Source organism: Propionibacterium acidifaciens DSM 21887 (assembly GCF_000426605.1).
Taxonomy (GTDB): domain Bacteria; phylum Actinomycetota; class Actinomycetes; order Propionibacteriales; family Propionibacteriaceae; genus Propionibacterium; species Propionibacterium acidifaciens.
Window position 1 is genome coordinate 26,974 of record NZ_AUFR01000024.1, and the last position, 18,275, is coordinate 45,248.

Here is an 18,275-nt window from a genome sequence, read left to right on the forward strand (position 1 = left end):
GAGCCCAGACGACCCCGGAGGGCGGGCTCAACGCCCGTCGATGCTGGCCGACTCCACCTGGCTCACGAAGCCCCCCATGAGGCGCCGACCCAGGCCCTGGAAGCGCTCGGCGTCGCCGGTGGTGAGGAAGCGGCGGGTCGGCTCGTGGTCGAGATCGTCGCGCAGCAGGTCCAGGCGGGTCAGCTCGGCGAAGACGGTGCGGGCGCACTCGTCGGAGCTGGAGACGAGAGTGACGCGTTCGCCCATGACGTAGCTGATGACGCCCGACAGGAGCGGGTAGTGCGTGCAGCCGAGGATGAGCGTGTCGACGTCGGCCTCCTGGAGCGGGGCGAGGTACTCGCGGGCGGTCGCGAGGATACGGGGGCCGGTCGTGACGCCCGCCTCGACGTACTCGACGAACTTCGGGCACACCTGCGTGAACAGCTGGACGGGCGAGGCGCCGAGGGCGTCGTCGTAGGCGAGCGAGCTCGCGGTGGCCTGCGTGCTGATGACGCCGATGCGGCCGTTGCGGGTGATCGCGGCGGCCTTGCGGGCGGCCGGCACGACCACCTCGACGACCGGCACGTCGTAGCGCTCGCGGGCGTCGCGCAGGGCTGCCGCCGAGCCCGTGTTGCAGGCGATGACGAGGGCCTTCACGCCCCGATGGACGAGATCGTCGAGGGCCTCCAGGACGAAGCCGCGCACCTGGGCGATCGGGCGCGGGCCGTAGGGGGCGCGGGCCGTGTCGCCCAGGTAGAGGATGTCCTCGTGCGGCAGCAGGTCGACGACCGAGCGGGCCACCGTCAGGCCACCGAAGCCGGAGTCGAAGACGCCGATCGGCGCGTTCGCGTCGCCCGCCGCGGCGGGCGCGTCGTCGGTCACCGGTGAGTCCGTCGTGTCGAGTTCCGGGTTGAGCACGCCTCCGATCCTAGTCTCCGCCCCGGCCGCCCCGCGCCGCGGAGCCCGTGCGGGCCCCGGGCCGGCGACGGCGGGCCGCGCGCATCGCACCCCGGATCCGCGTCCCGTACCGGCGGGCCCGCATCGTCGGCCATGGCGGCGGGCCGGTCCCCGACCGGCCCGGGAGTCGGGTCCCCGCCGCCGACGGTCCATGGCACGGGCCCGGCCCCCTGCCCGGTGGGGGGTCAGTGGAGGCAGTCGAGGAGGGACTCCTGCACCCAGCCGAGCCATTCGTAGACCGAGAAGACGGCGGCCATCGGGTCGTCCTCGGGCAGCTCGGCGAGCCGGTCGGCGTCGTCGGCGGTGAGGATGCCCAGACGCACCGACAGGGCCAGGCGCACGGCGGTGAGGGTCTTGAGCCAGGCGTCGATGTGCTCGTCCGGCACGGCGCAGCGCATGTCGCCGCCCACCTGGTTGAGATCGGAGAGCATCGCCACGGCGGCGTCGAGCTTGGCGTCGCGCTGCTCGGCGAGACTGAAGCGGCGGAACTCGGACGAGGCCTGCGGATCGTTCTGGTAGGCGTCGGGGAAGAGCCGCCGCAGGGCCGGGTCGACGTCGGGGTTGCGGCGGAAGTCGTCGGTCGGCGGGTCGTTGAGCTCGCGCTCGAGCTCGGCGAAGAGGTCCTGCTCCCCCAACCCGTTCGTCGTCCTGGGGGGCATGTCGTCGCCGGTGAGCAGTTCCATGAACTGGTCGACGAGGCTCGTCATGACGCTGAGCTCGGCGGCCTCGAAGGTGCAGGTGAGCTGCCCGCGGCGGCGGCGGAAGGAGTGCACTACTCGCCCCTGCCGACGGTGGCCCACAGGCCGAAGCCGTGCATGGCGTTGACGTCGCGCTCCATCCGCTCGCGGCTCCCGGAGCTGACGACCGCCCTGCCCTCCATGTGCACCTGCATCATGAGGCGCTCGGCGCGGTCGCGCGAGTAGTGGAAGTAGGTGCAGAAGACATGGGTGACGTAGCTCATGAGGTTCACGGGGTCGTCCCAGACGATCGTCACCCAGCTGCGATTGCCCACGGCCTCCTCGGCAGGACGCTCGACGAGGGCGGTACCGCCGCTGGGCGCCTGAGGGGGAGCTTCCATCATGGTTCCATTCTGTCTCACGAGTCAACCGGGGCCGGCGCCCCGGCCGGGGGCACGGTCCGGCCCCGTGGCCACGGGGAACGGGCCGGCCCGGCACTGCTTTCCGACCATGGATCGACATCGGCGTCGGACGCCGGGCGCCGCGCCGTAGGGTGGCCCCATGCCCACAACGTCACTGCTCACCGACATGTACGAGCTCACGATGGTCAAGGCCGCCCTCCACGCGAGCCGGGCCAACCGCCACGTGCTCTTCGAGCTGTTCCCCCGCCGCCTGCCCCAGGGCCGCTCGTACGGCGTCGTGGCCGGGGTCGGGCGCGCCCTCGCGGCCCTCGCCGACTTCCGCTTCGGCGACGAGGAGATCGACTACCTGCTGCGCGAGGGCGTCGCCGACGACGCCCTCGCCGAGTACCTGGCCGGCTACCGCTTCCACGGCGACATCGTCGGCTACCCCGAGGGCGAGCTCTACTTCGGCGGCTCCCCCCTGCTGCAGGTCGAGGGCTCGTTCGCCGAGGTCGTGCTCCTCGAGACGCTGCTGCTGTCGATCTACAACCACGACTGCGCGATCGCCGCGGCCGCCTCCCGCATGACGATGGCCGCCCAGGGCCGCCCGATCGCCGAGTTCGGCGCCCGGCGCACTCACGAGGCCTCAGCCGTCGCGGCCGCCCGCGCCGCCTGGATCGCCGGCTTCAGCTCCACCTCCGACCTCGAGGCGGGCCGCACCTGGGGCATCCCCGTGTCGGGCACCGCGGCCCACGCGTTCACGATGCTCTTCGACTCCGAGGCCGAGGCCTTCGGCGCCCAGCTCGAGTGGCTCGGCGAGGACACGACGCTGCTCGTCGACACCTACGACATCGACGCCGCGATCGAGAAGGCCGTCGAGCTGACCGGCGGCGCCCTCGGCGGCGTGCGCATCGACTCGGGCGATCTGTTCACCGAGGTCACCCACGTGCGCGAGCTGCTCGACCGGCTCGGCGCGACGAGCACGCGGATCATCGTGACGAACGACCTCGACGAGTACCAGATCGCCGCCCTGCGCGGCGCCCCCGTCGACGGCTTCGGCGTCGGCACCTCCCTGGTCACCGGCTCGGGGCATCCCACGTGCGGCTTCGTCTACAAGCTCGTCGCCCGCGCCACCGCCGACTCCCCCGACGCGCCGCTCATCGACGTGGCGAAGAAGTCGGCGAACAAGAGGACGATCGGCGGCCGCAAGTTCGCGCTGCGCTCCATCGACGAGCGGGGGAAGGCCCAGGCCGAGGTGATCGGCGTCAACGCCGCCCCACGCGCCGACTCGGGCGACCGCACGCTGCTCGTCGACCTCGTGCGCAACGGCGAGGCCGTCGGCGCCGAGCCCCTGCAGGACGCCCGCGACCGGCACGAGGCCGCCCGCGCCGAGCTGCCGATCGACGCCCAGCGCATCTCGAACGCCGAGCCGGCCGTCCCGACGATCATTCTCGACGAGCAGGGCCGCGAGCTCGACAACGTCTACGCCGCGGGCCGGCCGGCGGAGAACGTCTGACGGCCCATCGGGCCCGGCCTCCGGCGGGGCGGGTGATAGCTTCGGCCCATGAGCAGTCTTCCCGGCGTTTCCGACACCTTCGACGCAGCGCGCTGGCGCGAGGCCCGGCCCGATGATGTCCCGCTGCGCGAGACCACCTACCACCGCCTCGTCTCGCGCGGCGAGGTCGACGGCGCCCCGGCCGGCCACGACCTTCCGGTGGTGCGCATCGCCTTCGACCGCCCGGAGCTGCGCAACGCCTTCGGCCCGCAGACCGTCGACGAGCTGTACCGGTGCATCGACGACGCCCGCTCCACGCCCGACGTCGCGGCCATCATCCTCACCGGCAACGGCCCCTCCTCCAGGGACGGCGGGCACGCCTTCTCCTCGGGCGGGAACCAGTTGCAGCGCGGCGCCGACGGCTACCAGTACCAGCCCGACGAGACCCCGCACGGCGCCGGCCACGAGGGGCTCGAGCAGGGCATGACGCCCCAGCGGGCCGCGCGCATCGACCGGGGCCGGCGCGCCCGCATGCACATCCTCGAGGTGCAGCGCCTCATGCGGTCCACCCCGAAACCCATCATCGCGGCGGTCGGCGGCTGGACGACCGGCGGCGGGCACTCGCTCATGGTCGTCTGCGACCTGGCCGTCGCCAGCGCCGAGCACGCGATCTTCAAGCAGGTGGACGCCGACGTCGGCTCCTTCGACGCCGGCTACGGCGCCGGCCTGCTGGCCCGACAGATCGGGGACAAGCGCGCCCGGCGGATCTTCTACCTCGCCGAGCCCTACACCCCGACCGAGGCCGAGGCCTGGGGCGTCGTCAACGCGGTGGTGCCGCACGCCGAGCTCGAGGAGACCGCGATCGGATGGGGCCTGACGGTCGCCACCAAGTCGCCGCAGTCGATCCGCATGCTCAAGTACGCGTTCAACATGATCGACGACGGCATCGCCGGCCAGCAGGCCTTCGCCGGCGAGGCGACCCGGCTCGCCTACATGACCGCCGAGGCCCAGGAGGGCCGCGACGCCTTCCTCCAGCACCGCGCGCCGGACTGGTCGCCGTACCCGTACTACTTCTGATGCCCCTCCCCTGATGCCCGGCTCCCCCGCAGCATCGCCCCGCGTCCTCGTCGCGGCGCGCACCGGAGCCTCGGCGCGGGCGCTCGCGCGGGCGCTGGAACCGCTCCTGGCCGGCGAGGACGGCCCGCTCCTGCTGCCCGCCGGCCCCGACGAGGACGCCGCCGCGCTGGCCGTCGACGCCGCCGCGCGGACCGTCCGCCGGCCGGACGGGGCGCGCCTGGTGATGCGCACCTCCGGCTCGACGAGCGGCAGCGGCCGGCTCGTCGGTCTGTCGGGCGCGCAGCTGCGCGCCTCGGCCGCCGCCACCGACGAGTCCCTGGGCGGGCCCGGCACCTGGGTGCTGGCGCTGCCGCCGCACCACATCGCCGGGCTCCAGGTGATCGTACGGTCGGTACTGGCGGGCCGCGAGCCGGTCGTCGTCGAGAATCGGGCCACGCCGGAGCGCATCGCCCGGGCCGTCGGGGAGGCGGCCCGGCGCGACCCGCACGGGCGCGTCCACGTCTCGCTCGTACCCACCCAGCTCGCCGATGCGCTCGCCGACGACGCGGCGGTCGGGGCCCTGACCGGGGCGGCGTCCGTGCTCGTCGGCGGGGCGACGACGCCGGCCCCGCTCGTCGCGGCGTCCCGGGACGCCGGGCTGACGCTGCGCCTGAGCTACGGCATGAGCGAGACCTGCGGCGGCTGCGTCCACGACGGGCTCCCGCTGCCCGGGGTGCGGGTGGCGTTCGGCCCGCCCGACGGCGGGGACGGGCCGGACGGGCGCCCCGGGGGCCGGGTCTGGCTCAGCGGGCCGATGGTGATGAGCGACTACCTCGACGGGGAGACCGGCGTGCGCGTCCTGGGCGGGGGGCGGTGGCTGGCCACGAGCGATCTCGGTTCGATGTCCGGAGGGAGGCTCGCGGTCGACGGGCGCGTCGACGACGTCATCGTGAGCGGAGGTCTCAAGATCAGCGCTCCCGCCGTGGCGGAGGCGGTCCTGGGCACCGGGCTCGTGAGCCGCTGCGTCGTCGTCGGACTCGACGACGAGCGCTGGGGTCGTCTCGTCGCCGCCGCCGTCGTCGCACCCGGGGGCCTCGACGCCGCCGGGCTGCGCGACGCGGTCGGCCGGGCGATCGGGCGCGAGCGCGCGCCGCGGGTCATCGGACGGTTCGACGAGCTGCCGATGCTCGCCTCGGGCAAACCCGACCGGGCGGCGATCAGGGCCCTCCTGTCGGGGGCCCGCGTGGACGGCACAGCCTGGGAGCGCGGCTGAGACGGGCCCGTCCGCAGGGCTCGGGCCAGTCGGGGCATCTTCCGATCGGGGCCGCCTGCGCGGATGATCCCCCGACGAGCCCGGTGGCGCCCCACAGCCCCGACCGTCTGCGCGTCAGACGGATAGACTCCCCTCATGAGCGTCACGCAGCAGAATCCCCGCGCCCTTCTCGTCGTCGACGTCCAGCCGACCTTCTGCGAGGGCGGCGCCCTGGCCGTTCCCGGGGGCGACGCCGTCGCGGGGCGCATCGCCGAGTACGCCCTCTCCCGCCGCGGCGACTACGCCCTGGTGGTCACCACCCAGGACTGGCACGTCGATCCGGGGGCGCACTTCTCCCCGACCCCCGACTTCGTCGACAGCTGGCCTCCCCACGGCATCGCAGGGAGCGAGGAGGCCGAGCTCCACCCGGCCCTGGCGGGGCTCCGCCCGGACGCCCGGGTGCGCAAGGGCCAGTACGCCGCTGCCTACTCCGGCTTCGAGGGCGTCACCGATGACGGTACCGGTCTGGACGAGGTGCTCCGCTCCCGCCGGATCACCGACGTCGACGTCGTCGGCCTCGCCGAGTCGCACTGCGTCAAGGACACCGCCCTCGACGCGGCGGCGCGCGGCTACCGGGTGCGCGTGCTGACCGACCTCACCGAGCCGGTCACCCCCGAACAGGGGCGGGCCGCCCGGGACGCCATGGCGGCGGCCGGGATCGAACTCACCGGGTCGGGCGCTCGGCCCGCCGCCGACGCCCGACCGGACGATCAGTCGTAGCCCACCTCGGCCGGCCACCAGGCCGGCACGCAGCCCTGCAGGTCGATGGTCTGCTGCAGCATGATCGGGGCCGGCTGCCCCGCCCCGGGGCAGGGCACGTGCCCGAAGCCGATGTAGTGGCCGACCTCGTGGTTGACCAGGTAGGTGCGGTAGGCGTCGACGGTCTGGCCGGCGTAGGGCGGCGCGGCGAACAGCCAGCGGTCGACGTTGAGCGCCACCCTGTTGCCGTTGCGGCAGTCCACCAGGCCCCGCGTGTCGTCGGGCTGGCACAGCTCGTCGACGGTGCCGGCGCTGCCGACGTAGATCGTGAAGTCCGCCTGGTCGGGGTCCGAGACGAGTTGGAAGCTGTTGTCCTGGTAGCCTGTCCAGCCCCGCTCGTCGTTGAGGATCGAGGAGATCTGGGTGGCGGTGGCCTCGACGTCCAGGGGCAGGCCCTGCTCGACCTTCACCGAGTAGCTGTGCACGGTGGCGGTCCGTTGGGAGGGGGCGACGTCCAGGTCGGCCACCTGCCACTGCCCGGTCGAGGTGATGTTCGAGTGCCAGTACCCCAGGTCGTCGCGGGAGGCCTTGAGGGTCACGCCGTCGACGATGACCGTCGCGGTCGTCGGATCGCCGGTCACGGCGGTCGGCAGCGGGGCGTCACCGGCTCCCGCCGAACCGCCGATGCTCACCGCGGTACCCGCGCTCAAACTGGCGACGTCCGTACCACTGGTCGTACCCGTGCCGGTGGGGCCCGCGGCCGGCGGCTCCGGGCCGCCGTGAGGGCCGGTGCAGCGGACGACGACGAGAACGATGACGAGGACGAGCACTGCCGCTGCGACCACGGCGCGGTACCACGGCCGCCGCGACCACTGGGCGCGCAGCGATTCGGCCGGAGCCGCGCTCCGGTCGAGGGCCCTCCGGGGCCGCTGCGCGGCGCGGCGTCGGGGCTCGTGCGGGGAAGTCACGGAACCATCTTACGAACCCGACGGGCCCGCCGGCCCCCGCGAGGGGCGGCTCGGGCCCGCGACGACGGATGATGGGACGGATGACGGGGAGCGGGGACGGTCCATCGCCGGGCCGTCACGGACCCGTGGAGGGGCCCGGCGGGCCCCTCCACCGACGGCGGCGCCGCCCCGGCCGCTCCCGTCGGGCGGCCGGGGCGCCGTTGTCACTGGGCCTGCTGGTCGTCCCCGCCGCGCCTGTCGACGTAGCGCGCGACGAGCTCCTGGAGGTCGATGCCGGTGGCGTTCTTGACCATCTCGAGAGTCTCGACGACGGTGCCGGTGACCTGCTTGGGGCCGGACCCGGCGCCATCGGCGCTGATGACCGTGTACTTGTCGATGCCGCTCATGGGGGCGGCGATCTTCTCGGCCACCTGCGGCAGCGCGTTGACGAGCATCTCGACGACGGCGGCGTCGTTGTAGCGGGCGTAGGCGTCGGCCTTCTTGTTCATGGCCTCGGCCTCCGCCTGGCCGGTGGCGAGGATGGACGCGGCCTGGGCCTCGCCCTCGGCGCGGACGGCCTCGGCGGCGGCGAGGCGGAGGGCCTTCTCGGCCTCGCCCTGCCTGGCGCCCTCGATGGCGGCCGCCTCGGCGAGGGCAGTGCGGCGGGACTTGTCGCCGACGCCGACGAGGCGCGCCTTCTCGGCGTCGGCCTCGGCGGCGGCGATGGCGGCGGCCTTGGCGGCCTCGGCCTCGAAGATCTCGGCGTTCTTGCGGCCCTCGGCCTCGGTCTCCATGCGGTAGCGCTCGGCGTCGGCAGGCTTGCGGACCTCGGTGTCGAGCTGGCGGTCCTTGAGGGCCGCCTGGCGCACGGCCACCTTCTCCTGCTCGGTCAGGATGGCCTGGTCGCGGTCGGCCTGCGCGAGCGGCCCGGCGGCCGCCGCCTGGGCGGCGGCCGCATCGGTCTCGGCCTTGATCTCGGCCTGCTTCAGCATGAGCGCGCGCTCGGAGACGGCGATCTCCTGCTGAGCGGCGATGCGGGCCTGCTCGGCCTCCTGCCGGGAGGAGGCCTCGGCGACGGCGGCGAGCTGCTGCACCTTGGCGGCCTCGGGACGGCCGAGATCGGTGAGGTAGGTACCGTCGTCGGTGATGTCCTGGATCTGGAAGGTGTCCAGCACCAGGCCCTGGCCGGTGAGGGAGGCCTCGGACTCGTCGGCGACGCGCTGGGCGAAGGCCGCGCGGTCGCGGATGATCTGCTCGACGGTGAGGCCGCCGACGATGGAGCGCAGCGAGCCGGCGAGGGTCTCCTGGGTGAAGGACTCGATCTCGTCCTGCTGGGCGAGGAAGCGCTGGGCGGCGGCCCGGATCGAGTCCTCGTTGCCGCCCACCTTGACGATGGCCACGCCGTCGAGGTTGAGCTTGATGCCCTGGCCGGAGACGGCGCCCCGGATCTGGACCATGATGCGGCGGCTGGACAGGTCCATGACGTACAGGTGCTGGACGAAGGGGATGACGAAGACCCCGCCGCCCATGACGACCTTCTGACCGGACAGGTCTGTGGACACGATGCCGGTCTCGGGGTTGATGACCTCCTTGCCGCGACGGCCCGTGACGATGAAGGCCTCGTTGGGGCCGGCGACGCGGTAGCGGCTCGCGATGAGCAGACCGATGAGTATGAGGAGCACGATCACGCCGATGATCGCGAGAATGATGCTGTTCAACTGTTCTCCTTGAGGGTTGACGAACCGAAGCACACTAGCGGAACGGGACGGCGACACACCAGAGGCGTCCAGAGCCCGGTGTCCTCCGGAGCAGTCACCGGTCCGCGCCGCCGCCCGCGTCGGGGGCCGGCAGAGCGTCGATCGGGCGCACGCCGACGGCGGTCGGGGTGAGGACCTCGCTGATCCACACGCGCTCCCCCGCCGCGATGTCCGTCGTCGCTCGGGCCGAGACGGTGAGCAGATGCCCGTTGTGGGAGAGCCGGATCCGGCCGTAGCCGTCGGCGGGGATCGCGGTGATGACGCTCGCCTCGGCGCCGACGAGCGAGTCGGTGCGCACCGTGTTGGAGCTGCCCTGGCGGCGCAGCACCCGGGTGAGCCGCGTGGAGCCGTAGGCCAGGGCGACGCCGAGCACGAGACCCGTCAGGACGCCGACCGGCACGAGGCCGCTCGTGCCCAGGCCGATGGCGCCGCCGAAGCCGAAGCCCCCCACGAGGCCGGCCAGGCCCGCCGTGGAGAAGACGTCGGAGTCGAAGACGCCCTCGGCCGAGCCGAGGAGGCCGTCGAGCACGTCGCCGATGACGAGCGCGGCGAGCAGCAGGGCCACGCCCACGGCACCGATGATGAGAAAAGTCGTCATGTGGGATCGTCCTTCCGCCCACAGCCTAGGGGTCCCCCGCTCCGCAGCGGCGTCCGCCCGGGAACCGGACGCCGCGGGAGGGACAGACGACGGGCCCGGCCCCGGTTCGGGGAGCGCTCGCTCAGATCTCCTCCAGGGCGACCCCCTTCGTCTCCTTGGCGAACAGGTAGATGATGCCGCCGAGCAGCAGCAGCACGGCGAACAGCACGAAGGCCGGGAACACCGCGTCGAGCGTGACGTTCTGCTGCACCGCGTCGCCACCGATCATCGCGCCCATGAGGGCGGGCCCGAAGATCTTGGCGCTCGAGCCGATGCCGTAGCCCAGGCCGAGGCCGGTGGAGCGCACGTCGTTGGGGAACTGCTCGCCGCCGAAGGCGTTGAGGATGCCGAAGGCGCCGTCGCCGAAGCCCATCGTCATGAGGATCCCGATGAAGAAGATCACCCAGCTCGCCTGCAGGTGCGCCGAGAAGGCCACGACGAGCGAGCCGGCCGCGCCGAGCAGGCCGTAGAGGAACATCGTCCGGCGACGGCCGATGAGGTCGGCGAGCCATGCCGAGCCGAGCCGGCCCAGCAGGTCGACGAGGGAGACGAACATGAACAGCGTGCCCACCGTGCTCGCGCTCTTGGCGTAGCCGGTCTGGAGCAGTGTCTGGCCCCAGGACTGCACGGTGAAGGAGCCGAGGATGAAGCAGAACGAGCCGAGCGTCACGATGACGAGCGCCTTGAGGTGCTTGCGGAACAGCGTCGGGTACGAGGCCGAGGTCCTCTCGGCCAGCTCGGGCAGGGAGCCCAGCTGCTCGACGGGGATCTCCAGCGCCCAGGCGAGCGAGGCGCGCGCCTCCTCCGTGCGCCCCTTCGTCTGGAGGAAGCGCGGGGACTCGGGCACCGCGCGGATCCAGATGAGCAGGAACACCGGCAGCGCGCCGAGGGCGATGAGCAGGCGCCAGTTCTCGTGGAAGGCCTTCTGGGCCAGGGAGCCGAGGAACAGGCCGAACGGGATGAACACCGAGGCCAGCCCGGACAGCAGGCCGCGCTGCCTGGCCGGCACGAACTCCTGCACGTACGGGATCGAGGTGATGTTCAGCCCTCCGACGCCGATGCCGACGCCGACGCGCAGCACGGCGAGCATGATCCACCCCCGGTCGGGGGTGAAGGCCGAGACGATGGTGAACACGACGAACAGCAGGACGCACCGGAAGAAGGTGCGCCGCCGACCGATCTTGTCGGCCAGGCGGCCCCACATGATCGCGCCCACGACGGTGCCCAGACCCGAGCAGGCGAGGATGACGCCCGTCTCGGTGCCGGTCAGCTTCCAGGGCTTGGTGAGCAGGGAGACGACGAATCCGATGAGGAACATGTCGAAGAACTCGGAGATGTTCCCGACGATGGCGAGCCCGATGAGGCTTTTCTGATGGCCGGTCAACGGCCGGGAGTCGATCTGCTGCAGAGCGCTCTGCTCCGCATTCTCAGCACTCATGGTCGATTCTTTCTGTGCTTCGGCGGGGAATGACGTCCCGCCCCCGGGGCACGGCCCCGGGAGCGGCCGCGGGCGCCGGCTCAGCGGACGATGTCGGTGGTGGTCGGGATGTCGAGCTCGCTCGGCGACAGGCGCGTCAGGTCGCCGTAGTGGGTCAGGGCGAAGGCGCTGGTGCGCTGCCCGTAGCGGATGCCCTGCGCGACGTCCCCTGCCAGGAATCCGTGCAGGGTGCCCGCGACGAACGAGTCCCCGGCGCCGGGCCGGTCGAGGACCGGAACCCGGGTGACCTCGAAGGTCCGGTCGCCCCGGGTCTCGTCGGACAGGTAGACGCCGTCGACCTGGTCGGTGGAGACGACCGTGGGCACGCCGAACAGCTCGCGCAGCGCGGAGCAGGCGTCCTGGCCCCGGGCCCGCACGCCGAAGACGGCCTCGCCGTCGCGGCGGGAGCAGAACACGATGCTCGACCTGCGGGCGATCGGCTCGAGCACCTCGCGCGCACGGCCGGTGTCCCACAGCAGCGAGCGGTGGTTCACGTCGAGGGCGATGCGCACGCCCCGGTCCGCGGCCCGGGCGACGAACTCGGTGACGACCTCGGCGGTGTTGCGGGTCAGGGCGGCGGTGATGCCGGTGACGAACACCAGCTCGGTGTCGAGCATGTCGTCCCAGTTCAGATCGGCGCTCGTCACCGAGCGGAAGGGCGTGTGCTCGCGGTCGTAGACCACCTTCGCCGGCATCGGGTACTCGCCGGGCTCCATGAAGTAGAGCGCGACACGGCCGTCGGGCTTGATGACGACGTTGGAGACGTCGACCCCCACGCCGCGGAACTCGTTGATGACGCGGTCGGCGAGCTCGCCGCGGGGCATCACGGAGGCCCATGCGGCCCGGCGGCCGAGCTGGCTGAGCAGGCCGGCGACGTTCGCCTCGGAGCAGGCCGCGGTCATGCGCAGCTGGTGGGCGCTCATGAGGCGCTCGCCCTTGAAGCAGGTCAGACGGATCTGGCCCTCACCGATGGTGGAGATCTCGTACTTGCTCATCACCTCACCCCCGTCGACGCGGCGGCGGTGCCGTAGCGGTTCATGTAGCGGTCGTGGTTGGCGGCGATGGCCTCCGGGGGGAGGTCCTCGATCCGGCCGACGATCTTGGCGTAGGTGATGGTACGGGCCACGTCCTCGACCATCACGGCGGCCTTGACGGCCTTCTCGATGGTGGCCCCGATGGTGAAGACGCCGTGCTGCTTGAGCAGGATGGCGGGCGAGTCGCCGATGTGGGCCATGATCTGCTCGCCGATCTCCTCGGTGCCGATGTTCGCGTAGCCGCCGCACGGGACGGGGCCGCCGAACTCGTCGGCGACGGCGGTGAGGCAGCAGGGGATGGGCTGGCCGGTGGCGGCCCAGGCGGTGGCGAAGGTCGAGTGCGTGTGGATGACCGAGCGCACGTCGTCGCGGTGCCGGTAGACGTACAGGTGCGAGGCCGTGTCCGAGGACGGGCCGTGGTCGCCCTCGACGACCTTCCCGTCGAGGTCGACGACGACCATGTCGTCGGGGGTCATGTGGTCGTACAGCACGCCCGAGGGCTTGATGACGACGAGTCCGGTCTGCGGGTCGCGGGCCGACAGGTTCCCGCCGGTCCAGACGACCAGACCGTGGCGCGGCAGGGCCATGTTGCCCTCGCACACCTCTTCCTTGAGTGCTTCCAGCATGAGAACGTTCCTCCTCGAACGTCGGTGCGGTGTTGTGGCTGTTGGTTGCGGAGGCGTCCGCCGACGGCGGGCGCGGATTCACGGATGCGGCCGCCGGGGCGGCGCGGATGTGGCTGGGGCGCGCGGCGCGCGCCCTCACCAGACCGGGATGCCGGCCTTGACGAGGTGCTCGGTGATGAACTCGCGGGCCCTGCCGGAACGCTCGACCGAGTCCGGGGCGTCGTCGTTCCACATCTCGATCATCATGCGGCCGGCCCAGCCCTGGGCCCTGAGCAGCTCGAAGCTGCGGTCCCAGTCGACGATGCCGGTGCCCATGTCCACGCGTCGGGGCTCCCCCCGGCGCACGTCCTTGGCGTGCAGGGCCACCATGTGGCCGCGTCCGGCCGCCAGCTCCACGTCGGGGTCCAGCCCCTGCTCGGCGATGTTGCCGAGGTCCGGGTAGACCTGCAAGTACGGGGAGTCGACCGCCTCGACGAACTGCATCGCCTTGCGCACCGAGGTCACGTCGGTGCCGTCGACGTTCTCGATGCCCATGATGACGCCCAACCTGGCGGCCAGCGGGACCGCGTCGGCCAGCAGCTGCCCGTAGTGGCGTTCGGCGTCGGGGTTCGGGTCCTCGTAGTAGCAGTAGTAGCCGGCCACCTGGAGGACCCCGACGCCCAAGTCGTGACAGAGCCGCAGGCCCTGGGTCATGACCTGCCGGGCCCTCTCGCGGACCGCCGGGTCGGCCGAGCCGGGACCGATCCGCCGGTGCACCGACAGGCAGATGCCGCCGATCATGGTGCCCACCGTCTCGACGGCGCGGCGGACCATGAGCCGCGTGTCCCGCCCCCACTCGAGCCTGGCCTCGCGCTCGGGGCTCTCGTCGACCGAGAGGTCGAGGTAGCCGAAGCCCGCGGCCGGCACCTGCTCGAGGAATCGCCGCCAGTCGTCGCCTGTGGCCAGCGGGTTCTCGACGAGCGCCTTCTCGTAGATGCCCAGCGTGATGCCGTCGACGAGCCCGCTCATGGCCACACCCGCTCGATGGTGCCCTTGAGCTCACGGGCCGCCGCGGCCGGGTCGTCGGCCTCGACGATGGAGCGGCCGGCGATGACGATGCCCACCGGGTGCCCGGCGAAGGTCGGCAGGTCCTTCGGCGAGATGCCGCCGGTGATGGTCACGGTGAAGCCGAGCGAGGCGAGCTCGTCGATCCTGGCGAGGTCGTCGGGCTTCCAGCTCAGGTCCCCGGCGGCCTCGCGGTCGCGGGAGCGCTTGACGATGACGTGCTGGACGCCGGCGGCGCGCCAGGCCCTGGCGCGCTCGACGTCGTACCACTCGTCGGCCAGCTCGACCTGCACCTCGGTCCCGAACTCGGCGGCCACCCGGCACACCTGCCGGATCGTCGTGAGCGAGGCGCCGGCCACGCAGGAGACCAGGTCGGCGCCGGCCTCGAAGGCCAGCCGGGAGATCTTGGCGCCCGCCTCGGCAATGCGCACATCGGCGAGGATCCGCTTGTCGGGGAACAGGGCGCGGATGGCCCGTACCGCGTGATAGCCCTCGCAGAGCACCAGGATGGTGCCGCACTCGATGACGTCGACGTGCCCGGCCGCCTTCTGCAGCGGGCCGAGGGCGGCCGGCAGGTCGAGGGTGTCCAGGGCGATCTGAAGACGCGGGGTCGTCATGCGCTCAGCCCCTCACCGGATCGAAGGCGAAGAAGGCCCGCGCGTTGTTGATCAGCAGGTCCTCGACGTAGGCCGGGTCGAAGCCCTCGTCGTCGAGCAGACGCGGGCAGAAGACGGCCGGGTCGTAGTCGATGCCCGAGACCGAGCCGTAGACCTTCTGGTAGGAGGCCTTGCCGGAGTCGGTGCCGAGCAGGATCTGCTTGCCGTAGCCCTTCTCACCGAGCACTGTGAGCAGGTTGACGCGGGCGTTGTCGGGCACGTACTTGATGCGGTTGGTGCCGTCGAGCTCCACGTAGCAGCCGAGCTTGACGATCTGCTCCTGGACCCACGGGTCCCAGTTGCGCTGGATGTGGCCAATGGCGATCTTGGCGGGGTCGACGCCCTCGTCCAGCAGGAAGCGGGCCTGCTCGGGGCCGCAGGTGCCGGCGGTGACGTGGGTGTTGATCGGCGCGCCGGTCTCCTTGGAGGCAATGGCGACGGCCCTGCCCGACTTGCGCTCCCACTCGGTGATCCTGCCGTAGGCGGTGGCCCACTTGATGACGCCCGCCCTAACGGGAGTGCGCTCGACGATCGGGCCCATGTAGTCGAAGCGGTCGATGCCCTCGACGATGTCGGCGATGAGCAGGTCGGCGATCTGGTTGACGGTGTACTGGTTGACCCAGCTCTGACGCCACTCGAGGTAGACCTTCTGCTGGTGGAAGCCGGTGGCCTGGACGACGTGGAGGCCGGGGACCTTCTCGACGACCTCGAGGGTCTTGAGGACGCCGCGGCCGCTGGAGGCCGGGCACATGTCGATGACGGTCGCATCGGGCGACCAGCGCTTGGCGGCCTCGACGAAGTAGCGGGCCTCCTGGGCCGCCTTGTCGACGTCGTCGAGCAGGTGATCGGGGTCGATGTAGACCTCGCCCGCGCCGACGCGGATGAGGTGGTCGTGGGCGTTCACGACGCCGAGGGTCTCGGGCGCGACGTCGCCGGTGATCGTACGGACGATGGCCATGACGGGGTTCCTTCCTCTTCTTCGTGGAATGACGACTGCGGCCGCCCGCCGCCCCGCGAGGCTGCCCACGGGCCGTGGCCGCACCCTCTTTATCGCCCCGGAGGAACCGCGTGAGCAACACCGATTGATCACATATGTGAATCATGACAGAGAACGACTCGCACAAGACGATGATGAATCATGCTAGATTTCAACGGTTTGGGCGCTCTCAACAGCCATGAAGCTGCACATCTGTGAACACAGATGAGACATCCCGCCAGGGTGCGCCCCCTCTCGGACGGCGCACGCCGAGTACACCGCCGTCGAGGTGGCGGTCGACGCGTGGACGACGCACGGCCAGAACGGCGCACGCCGAACACGGTCCCTCACGGCAGGCCGGAACCGCCCCGCCTCCGGCGCCACACGCCCCGACCATCACGGGCGGCGGCCCCACCGACCGGGAACCGGCCCCGTTCGGCGACACGCACCAGGACGTGTCCGCAGGGGCCCGGCCGCGAGAGTCGTCCCCGGCCGGAGCACTCTCCACGGACGCCCCGACCATGTCTCACTCTGCGGCGCGCCCCGAGTCGGGCGCCCTCCGGCCGGCGCGCCGAGCCACCGGCTTCCGTGAGACGCGCCAACCGGCCGCGGCTCTTCCCCATGCGCTTTCCGACCAGCATGCCGAGACAACCGGCCTCAGCGGGACCGCTGCGAACACCGCCGGACCCGTCCGTGAGCGGACCACCGAGGCGACCATGTCGACGTGGCCTTGTTGGCGTCGCACCGGACCTGCGAGCGGGCCACCGGGGCGACTCGCAACGTCATGACCCATCGGAAGGAATCGAACCCCACGGGCCTCGTCTCGGGGTTGTCCCTGATCTTCTCCCTGATCATGGTGCGGGTGCGCGTCCGGATGGTGTTCGGCCGGTGGCGTCCGGATGGTGTCCGGGTTTAGCGTCGGTGGGGTGTGGCCGCCCGCCCCCGGTCCGGCCTGTCTGTACCTGTGTGGGAAGGATCATGTCGTGGCCGAGTACTCGGGCAGGCTGGGAGCCTATGACGAGCCGGTGGCGTTCGACGACGCCACGGCCGACACCCTGAAGTCGGCGGCGACGACCCTGTCGGCCACCCTGACGAGCCAGGCCGCCTCGAGAACGTCATGGGCGACGACCGCGTCGACCGACTTCGAGGGCCACTACGCGGACGTGTTCGACACGAACGCGAAAACAGCCTCGACGGACTGCACGAACATCGCCTCGGCCCTCGACGACCTCGCAACCGAGGTACAGGCATTGAAAGAAGCCGCCCAGGCCGAACGCGAGCGGAGGAAGCAGGCCAAGGAGTGGGCCGACCGGCAGGACAAGGAGAACATCTTCAAGAAGGGCTGGGACTGGGTGTCCAACGGCGACAAGCCCCCCGCAGGACCCGCCCAGGTACCACTCCCACAGCCCCACGAGGTCACGACCACACCCTGGTCCGAACCTGCCCCGGGCGGGTCCGGGGCCACGAGCTCGGCCCGGCCCGATGACCTGCGGACGTACTCGTCGAACGTGACCGGCGCCAACGACACCGTCACCACCCAGAAGGGCACCCTGGAGGGGGCCATCACCGAGTTCACGGCGAAGTGCTCCTGGTGCAGCATCGACACGTCCGGCATCACGACCGCCCTGGCCACATTCGGGGCGAACAACACGAACGAGACCCGCTGGGTCGACACGGTCGCGGCCGCGTTCGAGGCCGCCGGCGCCTCCGGCGCCATCTCCACGGTCTCCGACGCGGCCCTCGACGCCTCCCTCCAGGCCGCCGGCGTGACCCAGACCCGCCAGCCGGTCGACGTCACCGCCCCCACCATCCAGGGCGACCCCCAGACCTCGGGCTACGCGGACGACCCGGTCAACACCACCACCGGGAACTTCGTGGAGCCGGAGACCGACCTGTCCTTCGACGGCGGGGCCGCGTCCCTCGGGTTCGACCGCATGTACAACTCCCTGTCGGCCGGCATCGGGGCGTTCGGGCCCGGCTGGGCCTCCACCGCCGACCAACGACTACTCCTCGACGACGACGGCGCAACCTGGATCCAACCCTCCGGCCGCCACATCCTGTTCCCGAGACTCGGTGGCGGCTGGGACCGGGCCCACAACGACACCTACTGGCTCCACCACACCACCACCGACGACGCTGGTGGCGCCGCGGACCCTGCCGCCGCTGATGCCGCTGCTGCCGCAGACGCCACCGGTAGGAACACTGCCGCCAGCGCCGGCGACGCTGCCCTCGCCACTGCCGTTGATGGTGCCGATGCCGCCGCGGGCGCCCCTGGCGCCACCGGCGATGCCTCCACCGGCGACGCCCCCACCACCGGAGCCGCTGGTGGTGCCGGGGTGTTCGTGGTGTCGGACAATGCCGGTGGCCGGTGGTGTTTTGATCGGGCCGGCAGGCCCGTCTCGGTCAGCCGGGGCCCAGGCACCAGGGTGGATTATCGGTGGGACGGGGACCGGCTGGTCGGCCTGGCGCACGAGCGGGGCCGGGCCGTCACCATCGAATGGAACGACCACCACACGCGGATCACCGCCCTGACCGCCAACGACGG

Annotated in this window: 17 protein-coding genes; 5 read left to right on the forward strand and 12 right to left on the reverse strand. The window is 72.0% G+C overall.

Features of this window, described 5'->3' with window-relative positions; all coding sequences use genetic code 11:
- Positions 1-27 precede the first annotated feature (27 nt).
- The 3 genes from murI to clpS all read right to left on the reverse strand — a co-directional run bounded on the left by murI (position 28) and on the right by clpS (position 2,017).
- A complete protein-coding gene (gene murI, locus K336_RS15575) occupies positions 28-861 on the reverse strand; it encodes a glutamate racemase (protein ID WP_043150683.1) in 834 nt (277 codons plus the stop codon).
- Positions 862-1,121: 260 nt separating this feature from the next.
- Positions 1,122-1,709: a DUF2017 domain-containing protein gene (locus tag K336_RS17055; RefSeq protein ID WP_021798548.1), complete on the reverse strand. Its 588-nt coding sequence runs from the start codon at positions 1,707-1,709 to the stop codon at positions 1,122-1,124.
- Positions 1,709-2,017: an ATP-dependent Clp protease adapter ClpS gene (clpS, locus tag K336_RS0108980; RefSeq protein ID WP_028706849.1), complete on the reverse strand. Its 309-nt coding sequence runs from the start codon at positions 2,015-2,017 to the stop codon at positions 1,709-1,711. Before clpS ends, K336_RS17055 begins: the two co-directional genes overlap by 1 nt.
- Before the next feature lie 157 nt (positions 2,018-2,174).
- Between clpS and K336_RS0108985 the strand changes: the two genes are divergently transcribed.
- The 4 genes from K336_RS0108985 (at position 2,175) to K336_RS15590 (ending at position 6,597) form a co-directional block, all read left to right on the forward strand.
- Complete coding sequence (locus K336_RS0108985; protein WP_021798550.1) at positions 2,175-3,530, forward strand: nicotinate phosphoribosyltransferase; 1,356 nt, start codon at positions 2,175-2,177, stop codon at positions 3,528-3,530.
- 48 nt (positions 3,531-3,578) lie between these two features.
- Positions 3,579-4,586: a 1,4-dihydroxy-2-naphthoyl-CoA synthase gene (locus tag K336_RS0108990; protein ID WP_021798549.1), complete on the forward strand. Its 1,008-nt coding sequence runs from the start codon at positions 3,579-3,581 to the stop codon at positions 4,584-4,586.
- A gap of 13 nt (positions 4,587-4,599) precedes the next feature.
- Entirely contained in the window at positions 4,600-5,838 is a 1,239-nt protein-coding gene (locus K336_RS15585) for an AMP-binding protein (RefSeq protein ID WP_051245574.1), read from the forward strand.
- Positions 5,839-5,973: 135 nt separating this feature from the next.
- On the forward strand, positions 5,974-6,597 hold the full coding sequence (locus tag K336_RS15590; RefSeq protein WP_021796910.1) for an isochorismatase family protein: 624 nt from the start codon (positions 5,974-5,976) through the stop codon (positions 6,595-6,597).
- Here the strand turns inward: K336_RS15590 and K336_RS17060 are convergent.
- From K336_RS17060 to K336_RS0109050, 9 genes are all read right to left on the reverse strand, one after another.
- A complete protein-coding gene (locus K336_RS17060) occupies positions 6,588-7,544 on the reverse strand; it encodes a DUF3152 domain-containing protein (RefSeq protein ID WP_021796906.1) in 957 nt (318 codons plus the stop codon). The two genes, K336_RS15590 and K336_RS17060, sit on opposite strands and share 10 nt — an antisense overlap.
- Positions 7,545-7,747: 203 nt before the next feature.
- Positions 7,748-9,241, reverse strand: a complete 1,494-nt coding sequence (locus tag K336_RS0109015) for a flotillin family protein (RefSeq protein ID WP_021796907.1) — start codon at positions 9,239-9,241, stop codon at positions 7,748-7,750.
- Positions 9,242-9,335: 94 nt separating this feature from the next.
- Positions 9,336-9,878: an NfeD family protein gene (locus K336_RS19945; RefSeq protein WP_021796911.1), complete on the reverse strand. Its 543-nt coding sequence runs from the start codon at positions 9,876-9,878 to the stop codon at positions 9,336-9,338.
- Between the two features lie 121 nt (positions 9,879-9,999).
- Positions 10,000-11,355 carry an MFS transporter gene (locus K336_RS0109025; RefSeq protein WP_021796905.1) on the reverse strand — a complete coding sequence of 452 codons (1,356 nt, stop codon included), beginning with the start codon at positions 11,353-11,355 and terminating at the stop codon, positions 10,000-10,002.
- A gap of 80 nt (positions 11,356-11,435) precedes the next feature.
- Positions 11,436-12,389 carry a sugar kinase gene (locus K336_RS0109030; RefSeq protein WP_028706850.1) on the reverse strand — a complete coding sequence of 318 codons (954 nt, stop codon included), beginning with the start codon at positions 12,387-12,389 and terminating at the stop codon, positions 11,436-11,438.
- A complete protein-coding gene (locus K336_RS0109035) occupies positions 12,389-13,054 on the reverse strand; it encodes an L-ribulose-5-phosphate 4-epimerase (RefSeq protein WP_028706851.1) in 666 nt (221 codons plus the stop codon). Before K336_RS0109035 ends, K336_RS0109030 begins: the two co-directional genes overlap by 1 nt.
- Positions 13,055-13,189: 135 nt before the next feature.
- Complete coding sequence (locus K336_RS0109040; protein WP_028706852.1) at positions 13,190-14,062, reverse strand: L-ribulose-5-phosphate 3-epimerase; 873 nt, start codon at positions 14,060-14,062, stop codon at positions 13,190-13,192.
- Complete coding sequence (locus K336_RS0109045; protein WP_028706853.1) at positions 14,059-14,715, reverse strand: 3-dehydro-L-gulonate-6-phosphate decarboxylase; 657 nt, start codon at positions 14,713-14,715, stop codon at positions 14,059-14,061. Before K336_RS0109045 ends, K336_RS0109040 begins: the two co-directional genes overlap by 4 nt.
- A gap of 4 nt (positions 14,716-14,719) precedes the next feature.
- Positions 14,720-15,712, reverse strand: coding sequence for a phosphotriesterase family protein (locus K336_RS0109050; protein WP_028706854.1), 993 nt, complete (start codon positions 15,710-15,712; stop codon positions 14,720-14,722).
- Positions 15,713-16,713: 1,001 nt separating this feature from the next.
- On the opposite strand from K336_RS0109050, the gene K336_RS0109060 reads away from it, so the two are divergent.
- The coding region (locus K336_RS0109060; protein WP_028706856.1) for a DUF6531 domain-containing protein at positions 16,714-18,275 on the forward strand (1,562 nt) is incomplete at its 3' end.